Origin of the sequence: Streptomyces sp. LX-29, assembly GCF_029541745.1 — a bacterium.
Lineage (GTDB): Bacteria > Actinomycetota > Actinomycetes > Streptomycetales > Streptomycetaceae > Streptomyces.
Window position 1 is genome coordinate 5,453,479 of the sequence record NZ_CP089746.1, and the last position, 16,048, is coordinate 5,469,526.

13 protein-coding genes are annotated in these 16,048 nt (G+C 71.0%); 10 read left to right on the forward strand and 3 right to left on the reverse strand.

Features of this window, described 5'->3' with window-relative positions; genetic code table 11:
* Positions 1-1,108 precede the first annotated feature (1,108 nt).
* The 3 genes from LRS74_RS22920 (at position 1,109) to clpX (ending at position 3,980) form a co-directional block, all read left to right on the forward strand.
* On the forward strand, positions 1,109-1,711 hold the full coding sequence (locus tag LRS74_RS22920; protein ID WP_277744883.1) for an ATP-dependent Clp protease proteolytic subunit: 603 nt from the start codon (positions 1,109-1,111) through the stop codon (positions 1,709-1,711).
* Between the two features lie 52 nt (positions 1,712-1,763).
* Complete coding sequence (locus tag LRS74_RS22925) at positions 1,764-2,417, forward strand: ATP-dependent Clp protease proteolytic subunit (RefSeq protein WP_144383571.1); 654 nt, start codon at positions 1,764-1,766, stop codon at positions 2,415-2,417.
* Positions 2,418-2,696: 279 nt separating this feature from the next.
* Complete coding sequence (gene clpX / locus LRS74_RS22930; RefSeq protein WP_144383572.1) at positions 2,697-3,980, forward strand: ATP-dependent Clp protease ATP-binding subunit ClpX; 1,284 nt, start codon at positions 2,697-2,699, stop codon at positions 3,978-3,980.
* Between the two features lie 75 nt (positions 3,981-4,055).
* On the opposite strand, the gene LRS74_RS22935 is transcribed toward clpX, so the two are convergent.
* The 3 genes from LRS74_RS22935 to LRS74_RS22945 all read right to left on the reverse strand — a co-directional run bounded on the left by LRS74_RS22935 (position 4,056) and on the right by LRS74_RS22945 (position 6,960).
* Entirely contained in the window at positions 4,056-4,916 is an 861-nt protein-coding gene (locus LRS74_RS22935; RefSeq protein ID WP_277742779.1) for a hypothetical protein, read from the reverse strand.
* Positions 4,917-4,994: 78 nt separating this feature from the next.
* Positions 4,995-6,029: a hypothetical protein gene (locus LRS74_RS22940; protein ID WP_277742780.1), complete on the reverse strand. Its 1,035-nt coding sequence runs from the start codon at positions 6,027-6,029 to the stop codon at positions 4,995-4,997.
* Positions 6,030-6,078: 49 nt separating this feature from the next.
* Positions 6,079-6,960 carry a hypothetical protein gene (locus LRS74_RS22945; RefSeq protein ID WP_277742781.1) on the reverse strand — a complete coding sequence of 294 codons (882 nt, stop codon included), beginning with the start codon at positions 6,958-6,960 and terminating at the stop codon, positions 6,079-6,081.
* Positions 6,961-7,180: 220 nt separating this feature from the next.
* On the opposite strand from LRS74_RS22945, the gene LRS74_RS22950 reads away from it, so the two are divergent.
* The 7 genes from LRS74_RS22950 to mreD all read left to right on the forward strand — a co-directional run bounded on the left by LRS74_RS22950 (position 7,181) and on the right by mreD (position 16,028).
* Positions 7,181-9,823: a valine--tRNA ligase gene (locus tag LRS74_RS22950; protein WP_277742782.1), complete on the forward strand. Its 2,643-nt coding sequence runs from the start codon at positions 7,181-7,183 to the stop codon at positions 9,821-9,823.
* A gap of 183 nt (positions 9,824-10,006) precedes the next feature.
* Positions 10,007-11,533, forward strand: a complete 1,527-nt coding sequence (locus LRS74_RS22955; RefSeq protein WP_277742783.1) for a folylpolyglutamate synthase/dihydrofolate synthase family protein — start codon at positions 10,007-10,009, stop codon at positions 11,531-11,533.
* 1 nt (position 11,534) lies between these two features.
* Positions 11,535-11,885 carry a DUF4233 domain-containing protein gene (locus tag LRS74_RS22960; RefSeq protein ID WP_277742784.1) on the forward strand — a complete coding sequence of 117 codons (351 nt, stop codon included), beginning with the start codon at positions 11,535-11,537 and terminating at the stop codon, positions 11,883-11,885.
* A 504-nt stretch (positions 11,886-12,389) separates the two neighbouring features.
* Positions 12,390-12,803 carry a nucleoside-diphosphate kinase gene (gene ndk / locus LRS74_RS22965; RefSeq protein WP_277742785.1) on the forward strand — a complete coding sequence of 138 codons (414 nt, stop codon included), beginning with the start codon at positions 12,390-12,392 and terminating at the stop codon, positions 12,801-12,803.
* A gap of 303 nt (positions 12,804-13,106) precedes the next feature.
* Positions 13,107-14,126, forward strand: coding sequence for a rod shape-determining protein (locus LRS74_RS22970; RefSeq protein WP_144383784.1), 1,020 nt, complete (start codon positions 13,107-13,109; stop codon positions 14,124-14,126).
* Positions 14,127-14,370: 244 nt separating this feature from the next.
* Positions 14,371-15,321 (forward strand): rod shape-determining protein MreC, encoded by a 951-nt coding sequence (gene mreC, locus LRS74_RS22975; protein ID WP_277742786.1) that lies wholly within the window; start codon positions 14,371-14,373, stop codon positions 15,319-15,321.
* A 5-nt stretch (positions 15,322-15,326) separates the two neighbouring features.
* The gene (gene mreD, locus LRS74_RS22980; protein ID WP_277744884.1) at positions 15,327-16,028 is read left to right on the forward strand and encodes a rod shape-determining protein MreD; all 702 of its coding nucleotides are present in this window, start codon (positions 15,327-15,329) and stop codon (positions 16,026-16,028) included.
* Positions 16,029-16,048: the final 20 nt, after the last annotated feature.

Genomic DNA, 16,048 nt, shown 5'->3' on the forward strand with positions numbered 1-16,048 from the left:
CGCGCGGACGCCGCGGCGGCCGGTCGCGGACCAGCCGCCGTCCGCGCGGCGCGGCGCGGGCCAGCCAGTCGACGCCGGCGCCGAGTGGAGGGCGAGGTCCGCGCGAGAACGTGCGTACCGCGGCCCTGGGGACCCGGCTCCCGACCACGGGGCCCGCTCCCGGCCGAAGCCCGTGGCGGGCTCCTGGTCGGCCCCGTCGCGCCCCGCCTTGCCGTGACGGCCCACCATGCCTCTGAAGCCCGCAGACACCCCCGCACGGGCCGGCTCGGCACCAGCAGACGCGGCCGCCCCCGCGCCGCGCACCTCGCCCCTGTGTCGAGCGGTCGCTCCGGCGCCCTGCCCCATGCCGAGCCGCCGGCCGGTGTCCCGCCACCCCGCGCACGGGCCGGCGTGCCACCCAGGCGCGGCCGCTCCGGCGCCCCGCCCCACGCCCAGCGACCCGCCGGTGTCGCGCTCTGGTGTCGCTCGCCTCTCCCCGCCCGCCGTGCCTGCACAGCGTTGCGCGCGGCCGCACCGTACCCCCGGTGAGGCGCTGAGCGAGCCCGCGCGGGTGCCCGCCAGGGCCGGCGGGGTCGGGCCGGTGGGCACCGGCGGGGTCGGGGCCGGTGTGCAGGAGCGGCCCATGGGGGCAGCCCCGGGCGGGCCCGCGTAGCGGCCCACGACGGCACCCCGGGCGGGCCCGCGTGGCGCCGCCCCGCGTGAGCGGCCCCAGCCGCCCCGCCCCCCCCATGGCGCGGGCGGCCGCCCTCCACCCGCGGAGGCGGGCCCATACGTCGTGCCCGGGATGGGCGGCACCCCCGCGCGCCGACGTGGCCGCGCGCGGTCCCCCCGGCACGCGGTTGGCCCACCGGGGCGGGCCGGGGACGCCGGGTGCTGTTCGAGCGCGGTGATCAGGGCCGCTCGGCGGCCCGGGGCGTGGGTCTCACCGGGGGTGAACCTGCGCTCAGAGCGAACAGTTCCTGATGCGGGATGGCGGCCGGTCACCAGCGCGTTAGGGTCCGTAGATACGAGGGCAGGGGAGTCCCCGGAGCCCGGAAGAACCCGAAGATGATGCTGAGACGGCGCGCGCCGCCGTCAGAGACGAGCAGGTGGACACGTGACGATTCCGATGCCTTCCGCCGCCAGCGAGCCCAACCTCGGTGGCCTCGGCGACCAGGTCTACAACCGACTGCTCGGCGAGCGGATCATCTTCCTCGGTCAGCCCGTCGACGACGACATCGCCAACAAGATCACCGCGCAGCTGCTGCTCCTTGCCGCCGACCCGGACAAGGACATCTACCTCTACATCAACAGCCCCGGTGGTTCGATCTCGGCGGGCATGGCCATCTACGACACCATGCAGTACATCAAGAACGACGTGGTCACCATCGCGATGGGCCTCGCCGCGTCGATGGGTCAGTTCCTGCTGAGCGCCGGCACGCCCGGCAAGCGCTTCGCGCTGCCGAACGCCGAGATCCTGATCCACCAGCCCTCCGCCGGGCTGGCCGGTTCCGCCTCGGACATCAAGATCCACGCTGAGCGGCTGCTGCACACCAAGAAGCGGATGGCCGAGCTCACCGCCTTCCACACCGGTCAGTCGGTCGAGCAGATCACCCGTGACTCGGACCGCGACCGCTGGTTCTCCGCCGAGGAGGCCAAGGACTACGGCCTGATCGACGACGTCATGACCACCGCCGCGGCGGTGCCGGGCGGCGGCGGCACCGGCGCCTGAGCGCCCTCCGCCCCAGCCCTTGATCGCTCATCACGAGGACGGTGACACCCACATGAACAACCTTTCCGGCATCAGCCGCTACGCCGGCCCCCGGGCCGAGTCGCGCTACGTCGTTCCGCGCTTCGTCGAGCGCACCTCGCAGGGCATCCGCGAGTACGACCCGTACGCCAAGCTCTTCGAGGAGCGCGTGATCTTCCTCGGCGTGCAGATCGACGACGCCTCGGCCAACGACGTGATGGCGCAGCTGCTGTGCCTGGAGTCGATGGACCCGGACCGTGACATCTCGATCTACATCAACTCGCCGGGCGGCTCGTTCACCGCGCTGACCGCGATCTACGACACGATGCAGTTCGTGAAGCCCGACATCCAGACGGTCTGCATGGGCCAGGCGGCCTCCGCCGCGGCCGTGCTGCTCGCGGCCGGCACCCCCGGCAAGCGGATGGCGCTGCCCAACGCGCGGGTGCTGATCCACCAGCCGTACAGCGAGACCGGCCGGGGCCAGGTCTCCGACCTGGAGATCGCCGCCAACGAGATCCTGCGGATGCGCTCGCAGCTGGAGGAGATGCTGGCCAAGCACTCCACCCAGCCGATCGAGAAGATCCGTGAGGACATCGAGCGCGACAAGATCCTCACCGCCGAGGAGTCGCTGGCCTACGGCCTGGTCGACCAGATCGTGTCGACCCGCAAGACCTCCGTCGGCGTCTGACGGAGACGCCTCGTAGGCGGCGCCGGACCCGGCGCTGACGCGTACGAGTGGCGTACGAGCGCGGCACGGTCGCGCTCCTTGCCCAGGTCGCCCCCTTGGACCGGGAACGGCGGACACGGTCCGCACACCGAGTCGGTCCAAGGGGGGCCCGCACACCGGGCCCGGCAAGGTACCGTCATAGGGGGCTGGGGCCTGCCTCCAGGCGAACAAGCAGCAAGCGCAGCGCAAGCACTCGGGTCCGCGGAGCAAAGCGGATCCCAGGCGAAGGGGAAGCACCTCGTGGCACGCATCGGTGACGGCGGCGACCTGCTCAAGTGCTCGTTCTGCGGAAAGAGCCAGAAGCAGGTGAAGAAGCTCATCGCAGGCCCGGGTGTGTACATCTGCGACGAGTGCATCGACCTCTGTAACGAGATCATCGAGGAGGAGCTCGCGGAGACCTCCGAGGTGCGCTGGGAAGAGCTTCCCAAGCCCCGCGAGATCTACGAGTTCCTCGAGGGCTACGTGGTCGGCCAGGAGGCCGCCAAGAAGGCGCTGTCCGTCGCCGTCTACAACCACTACAAGCGGGTGCAGGCCGGCGAGAACGGCGGCAACCGCGACGACGGCATCGAGCTGGCCAAGTCCAACATCCTGCTGCTCGGCCCCACCGGCTCCGGCAAGACGCTGCTCGCCCAGACGCTGGCCCGGATGCTGAACGTGCCCTTCGCCATCGCCGACGCCACCGCCCTCACCGAGGCGGGCTATGTCGGCGAGGACGTGGAGAACATCCTCCTGAAGCTGATCCAGGCCGCGGACTACGACGTCAAGAAGGCCGAGACCGGCATCATCTACATCGACGAGATCGACAAGGTCGCCCGGAAGAGCGAGAACCCGTCGATCACCCGCGATGTCTCCGGCGAGGGCGTCCAGCAGGCCCTGCTGAAGATCCTGGAGGGCACCACCGCCTCGGTGCCCCCGCAGGGCGGCCGCAAGCACCCGCACCAGGAGTTCATCCAGATCGACACGACGAACGTGCTGTTCATCGTGGGTGGCGCCTTCGCCGGTCTGGAGAAGATCATCGAGGCGCGCGCCGGCGCCAAGGGCATCGGCTTCGGCGCCACCATCCGCTCCAAGCGGGAGATCGAGGCGAGCGACCAGTTCCAGGAGGTCATGCCGGAGGACCTGGTGAAGTTCGGGATGATCCCGGAGTTCATCGGCAGACTTCCGGTCATCACCTCGGTGCACAACCTGGACCGCGAGGCGCTGCTGCAGATCCTCGTCGAGCCGCGCAACGCGCTCGTCAAGCAGTACCAGCGGCTCTTCGAACTCGACGGTGTCGAGCTGGACTTCGACCGGCCCGCCCTGGAGGCCATCGCCGACCAGGCGATCCTGCGCGGCACCGGCGCGCGCGGACTGCGCGCCATCATGGAAGAGGTCCTGATGTCGGTGATGTACGAGGTGCCGTCCCGCAAGGACGTGGCCCGCGTCGTCATCACCGCCGACGTCGTCCACTCCAACGTCAACCCGACGCTCGTGCCGCGCACCCGCGGCGGCGAGCCGGGGGAGCGGCACGAGAAGAGCGCGTAGCCGACACACGGAAGAGGGGCCGTACGGCGTGCTGCCGTGCGGCCCCTCCGCGCGTCCGCTCCGCGCCGCCGTCGGTCACTCGGCCGGCTTGCGCGTCTCCTCGTAGATCCCGGCGGTCACCTTCGCGAACTCCTCCACGTCGACGTCGTCGACATTGGTGTTGTCCGCGTCCAGGTCGAGCACCATCGCCGCGTCCGTCTTCTCCGCCCAGGCGCACACCGGCGCGTAGTACTCGTCGTACATCTTGACGACCTCGCAGCTGAGCTTCGGACCGTCCGCGCCGTTCGGCTGGAACGACGCGCGCTTCTTCTCGACCGCGGCCTTGCCCCCGGACTCGAAGCTCTTGAACATCTCGTCCTGGATCTTGGCGGGGTCGCCGATGTCGCCGTACATCCCGGAGAAGGACAGACCGGAGTTCGGGTCGTCGGCGTGCTTGTAGGAGGCCAGCACCGAGGTGGTGCCCTCGGGCATGTCCTGCTGCACGCTGGTCCCGGCGTCCTTGAGCGCCTTGGTGTCCTTGTCCAGCTCGTAGTCGTCGTCGTGCAGCGAGTTGGGTGTGACCAGCCGCATCGCGTCGGTGGACTCGCCCTTCCCGGTCAGGAAGAAGGCCCCCACGGCGACCGCGGCGACGACCACCACGGCCGCCGAGCTGATCGCGATCACCTTGGTCCTGTTGCTCCCGCCGCCCGGCTGCTGCGGAGGCGGCGCCTGACCCGGGTCCGGCTGCTGCGGATAGCCGTACCCCGACTGCGCGGGCGGCTGCTGGGGGTAGCCGTAGCCGGGCTGCGCGGCCGGCTGCTGCTGCGGGTAGCCGTACCCCGGCTGCTGCGCGTACGGATTGGACCCGCCCGGGGGCTGCTGCGGCGCCCCGCCGTACGGGTTGGGCTGACCGCCCCCGTACGGACCGGGCTGGGGCGGCGGCTGGTTGTAGCTCATGGGGTTCCCCTTCGGGGTTCGCTGAGAACCGGTGGGCTGGGCGACGCGGACGCGACGGCGGGCCGTGGCGGAAGGGCGCTACGGCAGGGCGACGCGAGTCTCGGAGCGCACCTTGGCGGTGGTCGCGCCGGCCTCTTCCAGCGTGACGGTCTTGCCGGAGGTCATGGCCGCCGCGTCGCTGAGCGCCACATAGCCGATGGTGCTGCTGTCGCCCCAGATGCAGAACGGGATGGTGAACGAGGCGCTGGTGCCGGCGGCGCCGGTGAACTTGACGTTCTGACACTTGAGCACGGCGCCCGCGTCCAGGCCCGGCGCGTTGATCTGCTGCGGGCTGCCGTCCAGGGCCGCGGTGCCGCCGCCGCCGAGGTCCGGGTCCTTCTTGGCCTCTTCGGCCATCTTCGCGAACATCGCGTCGACGACCTTGTTCGGGTCGCTGACGGTCCCCCAGACACCGCTGAACTGCATCTGCTTGGCGGAGAGGCCCTCACCGGCCTTGTACTCGGCTCCGGTGGAGTCCGTGGTCACGACCCCCAGCTGGGAGAGCTCGGACTTGCTGTCCGAGAAGATGGAGTCGTCGGCGCCGCTGGTGGGGTCCTTCTTGTACTCACCAACCAGCACCGGCGGGGTCTGCAGCTTGTACTTCTTGCTGTCGACCGGGACGTCGCCGCCACCACCGTTGGCGCCGGGGACGGTGACCTTCTGGCCGCCCTTGCCCTTCTTGCCCTTCTTGCCGTCGTCGTCACCGCCGGTGAACATGAGGACGCCGCCGATGATCGCGCCGACCACCACCAGGGCACCGACGACCAGACCTATCGTCTTGTTCTTGTTGCCGCCGCCCTGCGGGGGCATCGGCACCTGCGGCGGCTGGCCGTACGGCGCCGGCTGCTGGGGCTGGCCGTACGGGCCCGGCTGCGGCTGCTGCGGGAAGCCGTAGCCCGCCGCCTGCGTCGGCTGGTTGTACGGGTTCGGCTGCCCCGCGGGCTGCTGAGGGTAGCCGTACCCCGGCTGGCCGGCCGTGCCGCCCTGGCCGTACGGGTTGGGCTGCTGGGGCTGGCCCTGCCCGTAGGGACCGGGCTGCTGCGGCTGGCCCTGCCCGTACTGGTTGTAGCTCATGTCAGTCCTTCGTTTGATTGCGTGTTGCCTTCGGGGCGGGCCCGATGTGCTACCCGTCGATCTCGACGCGTGCGTCCTTCCGTACCTTCGCCGTGAGTTCCGCCGCGTCCTCCAGTGACATGCCGCCGCTGCCCAGGACGGCCGCGGCCGGGTCCGCCATCACCGTGACGCCCAGCGTGCTCTTATCGCCCCAGACGCACGCGGGGGCCTCCATGGATCCCTTGGGGGAGGCGAACTTCAACATCTGACACTTGAGTACGTCCCCGTCGAAGCCGTCCGGGGTGAAGCTCTGGGCCGCGCCCTGGGGTTGGGCCGTGTCGCTGTCCTGGAGGGCCTTGACGATGCCGGCGAGGGCGAGTTCGGCTCCCCGCGCGGGGTCGGATATCTCGCCCCAGACGCCGGTGAACTTCATCATCTGCTTGCCGGAACTGAGGTAGTTGGCGGCCACCAGGTGCGGATCCTTGACGCCGGGGACCTGCTTCAGCTGCTGCTGCCCCGACTCGGAAAGGTCCTTCTCACTGGTGCCGGAGCCCTGCCGGGCGTAGTCGCCGGCGACGGTGTCGGGGGTGGTCAGCTTGTGCGGGCCGGAGTCGCCCGAGCCGCCGCCGGTCAGCAGGACGGCGCCCACGCCCACCGCGGCCAGCGCCAGCAGCGCCCCGCCGGCGAGCGCGAGCTTCCTGCCCTTGCCGCCGCGGGGGGCGGGAGCGGGCGGGGGATAACCGTAGCCGTAGCCCGGCTGGGCCTGGGTCTGCGCCGGGGCCTGCGGCTGCGCCGGCTGGCCGTAGGGACCCGGCTGGGTGTACGGGCCGGGGGCCGGCTGCTGCGCGTACGGGCCGGGAGCGGGCGTCTGGGGGTACGGGCCGGGCTGGCCCTGGCCGCCGCCGGCCGGGGGGTAGCCGTAACCGGGCTGCTGGGCGTAGGGATTCGGCATCGGTGGCTGACCTGCGCCGTACGGGCCCTGCTGGGACCCGTAGGGCCCGGGCTGCGGTGGCGGCTGGTGGTAGCTCAAGCGTGCCCCTCTTCGATGCGACGGAATGCTCTTCGATGCTCGCGACAGATGCGCAACATCCTTCCCGACGTCATACGGACGCTTGACGCCGGGGCGACAACGGGTTCGTAACGGAGTGGCGGGGCCCCTTAGACTGACCGTCGTGACCGAGAACACTCAGCAGAGCCCCGCGAGCGGGCCGAACAGCCACCCTGAACTGCCGACCCAGTACGCACCGGCCGAGGTAGAGGGGCAGCTGTACGAGCGCTGGGTAGAGCGCGGTTACTTCACGGCCGACGCGAAGAGCGACAAGCCCTCGTACACCATCGTCATCCCCCCGCCGAACGTCACCGGCTCGCTCCACCTGGGCCACGCCTTCCAGCACACCCTCATGGACGCGCTCACCCGGCGCAAGCGCATGCAGGGCTTCGAGTCGCTGTGGCTGCCCGGCATGGACCACGCCGGCATCGCCACCCAGAACAAGGTCGAGCAGCAGCTCGCCGAGGAGGGCAAGTCCCGGCACGACCTCGGGCGCGAGGAGTTCGTCGAGCGCGTGTGGCGGTGGAAGGAGGAGTACGGCGGCAAGATCCTCGGCCAGATGCGCCGCCTCGGCGACGGCGTCGACTGGAGCCGTGAGCGCTTCACCATGGACGAGGGCCTGTCCCGCGCCGTCCAGACGATCTTCAAGCGGCTCTACGACGACGAGCTGATCTACCGCGCCGAGCGCATCATCAACTGGTGCCCGCGCTGCCTCACGGCCATCTCCGACATCGAGGTGGAGTACCAGGAGGACGACGGCGAGCTCGTCTCGATCCGGTACGGCGAGGGCGAGGACAGCGTCGTCGTCGCGACGACCCGCGCCGAGACCATGCTGGGCGACACCGCCGTGGCCGTCCACCCGGACGACGAGCGCTACGCCCACCTCATCGGCAAGCAGATCAAGCTGCCGCTGACGGACCGCACCATCCCGGTCGTCGCCGACACCCACGTCGACCCCGAGTTCGGCACCGGTGCCGTCAAGGTCACCCCGGCGCACGACCCCAACGACTTCGCGATCGGCCAGCGCCACGGCCTGCCCTCGCTGACGGTCATGGACGAGCGCGGCAACATCACCGTCCACGGTCCCTTCCAGGGCCTGGACCGCTTCGAGGCCCGCTCAGCCATCGTCGGCGCCCTGCGCTCCCAGGGCCGGATCGTCGCCGAGAAGCGCCCGTACGTGCACTCCGTCGGCCACTGCTCGCGCTGCAAGACCACGATCGAGCCGCGGCTGTCCATGCAGTGGTGGGTCAAGGTCGGCCCGCTGGCCCAGGCCGCCGGCGACGTCGTCCGCGACGGCGTGGTGAAGATCCACCCGGAGGACATGTCGAAGCGCTACTTCGACTGGGTCGACAACATGCACGACTGGTGCATCTCGCGCCAGCTGTGGTGGGGCCACCGCATCCCGGTCTGGTACGGCCCGGACGGCGAGGTCGTCTGCGTCGGACCGGACGAGCAGCCGCCGACGGGCGAGGGCTGGCACCAGGACACCGACGTCCTCGACACCTGGTTCTCCTCCGGCCTGTGGCCGTTCTCCACCCTCGGCTGGCCGGACCGGACCCCGGACCTCGAGAAGTTCTACGCCACCGACGTCCTGCTCACCGGCCACGACATCATCTTCTTCTGGGTCGCCCGGATGATGATGTTCGGTCTGTACGCGATGGACGGTGTCGCGCCCTTCCACACCATCTCCCTCACCGGCCTGGTGCGGGACGAGCGCGGCAAGAAGATGTCGAAGTCCTTCGGCAACGTCGTCGACCCGCTGGACTGGATGGACAAGTACGGCTCCGACGCCGTCCGCTTCACCCTGGCCAAGGGCGCCAACCCGGGCACCGACGTGCCGATCGGCGAGGACTGGGTGCAGGGCTCCCGCAACTTCGCCAACAAGATCTGGAACGCCACCCGCTTCGCGCTGATGAACGGCGCGACGGTGGAGGGCGAGCTGCCGCCGGCCGAGCGGCTGCGGCCCGAGGACCGCTGGATCCTGTCCCGGCTCAACGCGGTCATCGCCGAGGTCGACGCCTACTACGACGACTACCAGTTCGCGAAGCTCTCCGACGCGCTGTTCCACTTCGCCTGGGACGAGGTCTTCGACTGGTACGTCGAGCTCTCCAAGACCACCTTCCTCAAGGGCGGCCCCGAGGCCGACGCCTCGCGCCGCGTCCTGGGCGAGGTCCTGGACGTGACGCTGCGGCTGCTGCACCCGGTCGTCCCGTTCGTCACCGAGACCCTGTGGACCTCCCTCACCGGCGGCGAGTCGATCGTCATCGCCGCATGGCCGGTCGACAGCGGTTTCCGCGACCCGGCCGCCGAGCGGGAGATCGAGACCGTCCAGCAGGTGGTCACCGAGGTCCGCCGGTTCCGCGCCGACCAGGGCCTGCAGCCCGGCCAGCGGGTCCCGGCCCGGCTCGACCTGGAGGACGCCGTGCTTCCGGGGCTCGCGGCCCACGAGGACGCCATGCGTGCCCTGCTGCGGCTCCAGCCGGCCGGTGACGACTTCACCGCCACCGCCTCGCTGCCGGTCGCGGGCGCGACCGTGGCCCTGGACCTGTCCGGCGCCATCGACGTCGCGGCCGAGCGCAAGCGGCTGGCCAAGGACCTCGCGGCCGCCGAGAAGGACCTGGCGCAGACCACGGCGAAGCTCGGCAACGAGGCCTTCCTGGGCAAGGCCCCCGACCACGTGGTCGAGAAGATCCGCACCCGGAAGGCGGCCGCCGAGGCGGACATCGCCCGGATCACCGCCCAGCTGGCGAACCTGCCGCAGGGCTGACCCCGGCACCACCCCACGGCGGGCCCGTACGGATGTCGCATCCGTACGGGCCCGCCGTGCGTGTGTGGGTGTGGGTGCGGGTGTGGTGTGGTGCGTGGCCCGCACCACCCGGGCGCCGGTCGGATCCGGCCTCGTCCGCCTGTCCGGCCGGTGTTGTCACAGGGGGCTCGTAGACTGGTCCGCGTGAGCGAGCGCCCCCGAAACGACGACCCCGACTCCACGCCCGGTCCGATCGACGAGTTCGACGAGATCGTGGAGTCGGAGACCGACCGCGACCCCGACCTGGCGGTGATCGAGGCGGGGAGTCGCACCCTGCGCACGCAGGCCGGGCCGCCGACGGGAGACCCGATCCCGGCCCGCCCCACCGACCCCGAGGTCGACCGCGCGCTGCGCGAGGTGGAGACGGAGCTCGCCAGCCGCTGGGGCGAGACCAAGCTCGACCCGTCGCTGGTGCGCATCGAGGCGCTGCTGGACATCCTCGGCTCGCCGCAGCGCGCGTACCCGTCGATCCACATCACCGGCACCAACGGCAAGACCAGCACCGCCCGCATGATCGAGGCACTGCTGGCCGCCTTCGACCTGCGCACCGGGCGCTACACGAGCCCGCACGTGCAGTCGGTCACCGAGCGGATCAGCCTGGACGGGGCGCCGATCTCCGCCGAGCGGTTCATCGAGACGTACCGGGACATCCAGCCGTACATCGAGATGGTCGACACCCAGCAGCAGTACCGGCTGTCCTTCTTCGAGGTGCTCACCGCCATGGCCTTCGCGGCCTTCGCGGACGCCCCGGTGGACGTCGCCGTGGTCGAGGTCGGCATGGGCGGCACCTGGGACGCCACCAACGCGATCGACGCGGGCGTGGCCGTGGTCACCCCCATCGCGCTGGACCACACCGACCGGCTCGGCGCCACGCCCGAGGAGATCGCGGTCGAGAAGTCCGGGATCATCAAGAAGGACGCCACCGTGGTGCTCGCGCAGCAGCCGGTGGACGCCGCCTCGGTGCTGCTGAAGAAGGCCGTCGAGGTGGACGCCACGGTCGCGCGCGAGGGCCTGGAGTTCGGCGTGCTGGCGCGCGAGGTGGCGGTCGGCGGACAGCTGCTGACGCTGCGCGGGCTGGGCGGCGAGTACCCCGAGGTCTTCCTGCCGCTGCACGGGGCGCACCAGGCGCACAACGCGGCGGTGGCGCTGGCGGCGGTCGAGGCGTTCTTCGGCATCGGCTCGCAGCACGCCCGCACGCTCGACATCGACACGGTGCGCCGGGCGTTCGCCTCCGTCACCTCGCCGGGCCGGCTGGAGGTGGTGCGGCACAGCCCGACCGTGGTGCTGGACGCCGCGCACAACCCGGCGGGCGCGCAGGCCACGGCCGCCGCGATCTCCGAGGCGTTCGGCTTCAGCCGGCTCATCGGCGTGGTCGGGGCCAGCGGCGACAAGGACGTGCGCGGCTTCCTGGAGGCGTTCGAACCGATCTTCGCCGAGATCGTGGTGACGCAGAACTCCACCCACCGCGCGATGGACGCCGACGCGCTGGCGGCGCTCGCGGTGGAGGTCTTCGGCGCGGAGCGGGTGCAGGTCGAGCCGCGACTGGACGACGCCCTGGAGGCGGCGATCACGCTGGCCGAGGAAGAGGGCGAGTTCACCGGCGCGGGCGTGCTGGTCACCGGCTCCGTGATCACGGTGGGCGAGGCCCGGCTGCTGCTGGGGAGGGGCTGAGATGCGAACCCTGTGTTCGAGCACGCTGATAGGCGAGTTCTTCGTGATCGGCTTCGCCGGGCTGGTGGCGATGAACACCTCCGACCTGTCGACCGCCACGGTGTGGACGGTCAGCGGCGTCGCCATGGTGCTGTGCCTGCTGCTGTGCGGCATGGTCAGCCGCCCGGGAGCGGTGCAGATCGGCTGGGCGCTCCAGATCGGACTGATCCTCAGCGGCTTCGTCGTCGGCACGATGTTCGTCCTGGGCGCCCTCTTCGCCGCCCTGTGGTGGGCCTCGGTCCACTTCGGCCGCAAGGTCGACGAGGCGAAGGCCCGCTTCGCGGCGCAGGCGGCGGCCGAGCGATCCGCCTAGCCGCGTAGCCGGGCGTCCCGCCTGGCGCGGGTGACCGGCCATGCGATGCGTCCCGGTGGGGGCGCCGGCCAAGCGTCCGTCGCCCCGCGCGGCCCGTTCGCGAAGCCGGGTGGAGGCCGTACGCGAAGCCGGCCGAAGGCCCGTCCGTGAAGCCGGCCGGAAGCCCGTTCGCGATGCCGGCCGGAGGCCCGTCCGTGAAGCCGGCCGGAGGCCCGTTCGACCAGCGGATGCCCCGGCCGGATCCGGACCCGGCGGTGGTCCGGGCGGGGTCCGGAGGCGGTTCGGGAGGGCACGACGGGGCCCGGTCGGGGCCCGGCAGCGGCCGCTTCGGGCGGCCGCCGTTCCGGTCCGTCCGAGCGATCGATGAATATCCGATGACCAGGTGTGATGCCGGGTGCTGCGCACCCGTCCCGCCCCTGTAGCCTTCGGCACACACACCGACCGCGTACACCCGTCTGTGCGACATCGCCATGCCGCGCGACGCCTGCCCCAAGGAGCCGCACCATGACCCAGCGCACCCTCGTCCTCCTCAAGCCCGACGCCGTTCGGCGGGGCCTGGTCGGCGAGATCATCGGCCGGATCGAGCGCAAGGCGAACTGGGCCGTCACCGCGCTGGAGCTGCGTACCCTCGGCCGCGACACGCTGGAGCAGCACTACGCCGAGCACGTCGGCCGGGACTTCTACGAGCCGCTGGTGGGCTTCATGTCCTCCGGCCCGATCGTGGCGCTCGTCGTCGAGGGCGAGCGGGTCATCGAGGGCGTCCGCGCGCTGGCCGGCCCGACCGACCCGATCAAGGCGCCGAGCGGCACCATCCGGGGCGACTTCGGCACCATCACGCGCGAGAACCTGATTCACGCCTCGGACTCGGAGGAATCCGCCGAGCGGGAAATCAAGATTTTCTTCCCCGGACTCGGCTGAACCCGCACCATCTTCGTCTGAGGCGGAATCACGGCCACACCCCGCTGACCGGGGGCGACCGCTATTTTCGGTCGCCCCTTGGCATATGCCGGCCGATCGGGGGAACGCGACACCCCGACACGACGTCACCATGAGAGGGGGCGGGGACGTGTTCTGCTGACAATGGCGGAGGACCCTCGCGTCGTGTTCGAGCGAGCGAGACTACGATGAAGCTTCCGCGCCTCGCAGCGCACCCATCCTGCCGACCTCAAGTAAGCATTCGCTCCAGTTGGGAAGGCCAGACGTATCCTCATGGGGAACAACATGTCGTTCATCGGCCGTGACATGGCTGTCGACCTCGGGACCGCCAACACGCTGGTGTACGTCAGGGGCCGCGGGATCGTCCTCAACGAGCCGTCAGTCGTCGCCATCAATACCAACACCGGCGGAATCCTCGCGGTGGGCGCCGAGGCGAAGAAGATGATCGGCCGGACCCCTGGCAATATCGTGGCCGTCCGTCCGCTCAAGGACGGTGTGATCGCCGATTTCGAGATCACCGAGCGGATGCTCCGTTATTTCATCCTCAAGATCCACAAGCGGCGCTATCTGGCGCGTCCGCGGGTCGTGGTCTGCGTGCCGTCCGGTATCACCGGGGTCGAGCGCCGCGCCGTGATCGAGGCGTCCACCCAGGCGGGTGCCCGTCAGGTGCACATCATCGAGGAGCCGATGGCGGCGGCGATCGGCTCGGGTCTGCCGGTCCACGAGGCCACCGGCAACATGGTCGTGGACATCGGCGGCGGCACCACCGAGGTCGCCGTCATCTCGCTCGGTGGAATCGTCACCGCGCAGTCCATCCGGGTCGCCGGCGACGAGTTGGACAACGCGATCATCCAGCACGTCAAGAAGGAGTACAGCCTCCTGCTGGGCGAGCGCACCGCCGAGAACATCAAGATCACCATCGGCTCGGCCTACGAGACCGAGCAGGAGGAGCACACCGAGATCCGCGGCCGTGACCTGGTCAGCGGACTCCCCAAGACCGTGGTGATCTCCGCCGCGGAGGTCCGCAAGGCCATGGAGGAGCCGGTCAACTCCATCGTCGACGCGGTCAAGACCACGCTCGACAAGTGCCCGCCCGAGCTCTCCGGCGACGTGATGGACCGCGGCATCGTGCTCACCGGCGGCGGCGCGCTGCTGCGTGGCCTGGACGAGCGGCTGCGCCGGGAGACCGGTATGCCCATCCACATCGCCGAGGACCCGCTGGACTCCGTCGCCCTGGGCTCCGGCAAGTGCGTCGAGGAGTTCGAGGCCCTCCAGCAGGTGCTGGACGCCCAGCCCCGCAGATGACCCGCGGGTGATCCGCGAACGGCCCACGCCCGGTGCCGTGGCGGCATCCCCTCACCGTCGTACGTCCCCGTGCGACATGTGTACGACCTCCGTATGGACGCCGTACCAGCTCGTGGATGACACTCCGTCATCGGCGCGTTTCCGCCGCACGGGCGCCGCTTCGCCCATGCGGCGGAACGCCGGCAGACAACGCTGATATACAGGCATAAGGTCCGACTCCTACGAGGAAGGCACGTCGCCGCACGTGAGGGACACACGAGAGAGCAGACTGCTCCTGGTGCTGCTGATTGCCATCGCGTTCGCACTGATCACGGTGGACATCCGCGGCGGCGAGGACTCACCCCTGGACGGCGCCCGGCAGTCCGCCGAGTCCGTCTTCGGGCCGGTGGAGAACGGCGTGGCCCAGGTCGTCGACCCGGTCGGCAACGCCATCGCCGCCGTGCGGGACTCCGACGAGCGACACAACCGCATCAGCGACCTCGAACGGGAGAACGCGGAGCTCAAGCAGCGACTCGGCAGCGAGGAGCGCAACCGCGCCCGGCACGCCGAGTACGACCGGATGATGAAGAGCGCCGGTGCCGGCCGCTACGGCGTCATCGGCGCCGAGGTCATCGCCATCGGCGCCGCCCAGGGCTTCTCCTGGACCGTCACCATCGACGTCGGCAGCAAGGACGGCATCCGCCGCGACATGACCGTCATCAACGGCGACGGACTGGTCGGCCGGGTCACCACCGTCGGTCGCTCCACCTCCACCGTGCTGCTGGCCGGCGACCCCGACTTCACCGTCGGCACCCGCATGGAGAAGACCGGGGAGCTCGGCTTCGCCACCGGCCAGGGCGACCGACCGCTGCGGCTCCAACTGCTCAACGGCAAGGCCAAGGTGAAGAAGGGCGACCGGCTGGTCACCTTCGGCTCGCGTGCCAACAAGCCGTTCGTCCCCGGCGTCCCGGTCGGCGAGGTGGTGCGCGTCGACCCGTCCGACGGCGGACTCACCCGCACCGTCCAGGTGCGCCCGTACGTCGGCTTCACCAAGCTCGACATCGTCGGCGTCGTCGTCCAGCCGCCGCGCGAGAACCCGCGCGACGCGGTGCTGCCGCCCAAGCCGAAGAAGCCCAAGCCGGCGCCCACGGTCACCGTCACGGCCACCCCGCCCGCGCGCGAGGACGAAGACGCCTACGCCGCCGAAAGGGACTGACGATGCTGCGCATCAACCGGATCCTGCTCTCCACGACCCTGGTGATCGTCGCCCTGATCACCCAGGTCTGTGTGCTCGCCCGGCTCAACCTGCCCGGCGCCGTCCCCGACCTGCTGCTGCTCGTCGTGCTCGGCCTGGCGCTGGTCTACGGACACACCGGCGGCGCCCTCATCGGCTTCGGCGCCGGCCTCCTCGCCGACCTGGCCCCGCCCGCCGACCACGCCGCCGGGCGCTACGCCCTGGTCCTGTGCGTCATCGGCTACCTGGCCGGCCTCGCCCGACCCGAGAACGGGCAGCTCCGCTCGGCGACCGGCCCCATGCTGGTGGTCGTCGCGGGCGCCCTCGGCTCCACCCTGCTCTACGCGGGCGTCGGCTCCCTGGTCGGCGACACCGCCGCCAGCCATGTGGGCCTGGGCCACCTGCTCTTCACGGCCGCCCTGTACGACCTGCTGCTGGCGCCCTTCACCGTGCCGCTGATCATGGCCATCGCCCGCCGCACCGACAACGACCCGATGGCGGACGGTTCCGGCGGCGGAGCCGGCGACAGCGGCTGGCTCACCCCGGCCGGCTCGATGCGCACCGGCCGCGGCTCCGGCCGTATGGGCAGGGCCGCCCGCATCGGCAGCCAGCGCGGCGGGCTCCTCACCAAGGCCGCCAAGAGCCGCGCCAACAAGGCGGGACGCATCAAGGGGGTCAAGAGGCTGTGAGGCGGCGCCGTCACGGCTCA

Excerpts from the sequence above, each read along its gene's own strand:
- LRS74_RS22960 (WP_277742784.1), top strand. The coding sequence starts at position 11,535 with ATGCGAACCCTGTGTTCGAGCACGCTGATAGGCGAGTTCTTCGTGATC.
- LRS74_RS22920 (WP_277744883.1), top strand. The coding sequence starts at position 1,109 with ATGCCTTCCGCCGCCAGCGAGCCCAACCTCGGTGGCCTCGGCGACCAG.
- LRS74_RS22925 (WP_144383571.1), top strand. The coding sequence starts at position 1,764 with ATGAACAACCTTTCCGGCATCAGCCGCTACGCCGGCCCCCGGGCCGAG.
- LRS74_RS22940 (WP_277742780.1), bottom strand. The coding sequence starts at position 6,029 with ATGAGCTACAACCAGTACGGGCAGGGCCAGCCGCAGCAGCCCGGTCCC.
- LRS74_RS22970 (WP_144383784.1), top strand. The coding sequence starts at position 13,107 with ATGTCGTTCATCGGCCGTGACATGGCTGTCGACCTCGGGACCGCCAAC.
- ndk (WP_277742785.1), top strand. The coding sequence starts at position 12,390 with ATGACCCAGCGCACCCTCGTCCTCCTCAAGCCCGACGCCGTTCGGCGG.
- LRS74_RS22935 (WP_277742779.1), bottom strand. The coding sequence starts at position 4,916 with ATGAGCTACAACCAGCCGCCGCCCCAGCCCGGTCCGTACGGGGGCGGT.
- LRS74_RS22945 (WP_277742781.1), bottom strand. The coding sequence starts at position 6,960 with ATGCCGAATCCCTACGCCCAGCAGCCCGGTTACGGCTACCCCCCGGCC.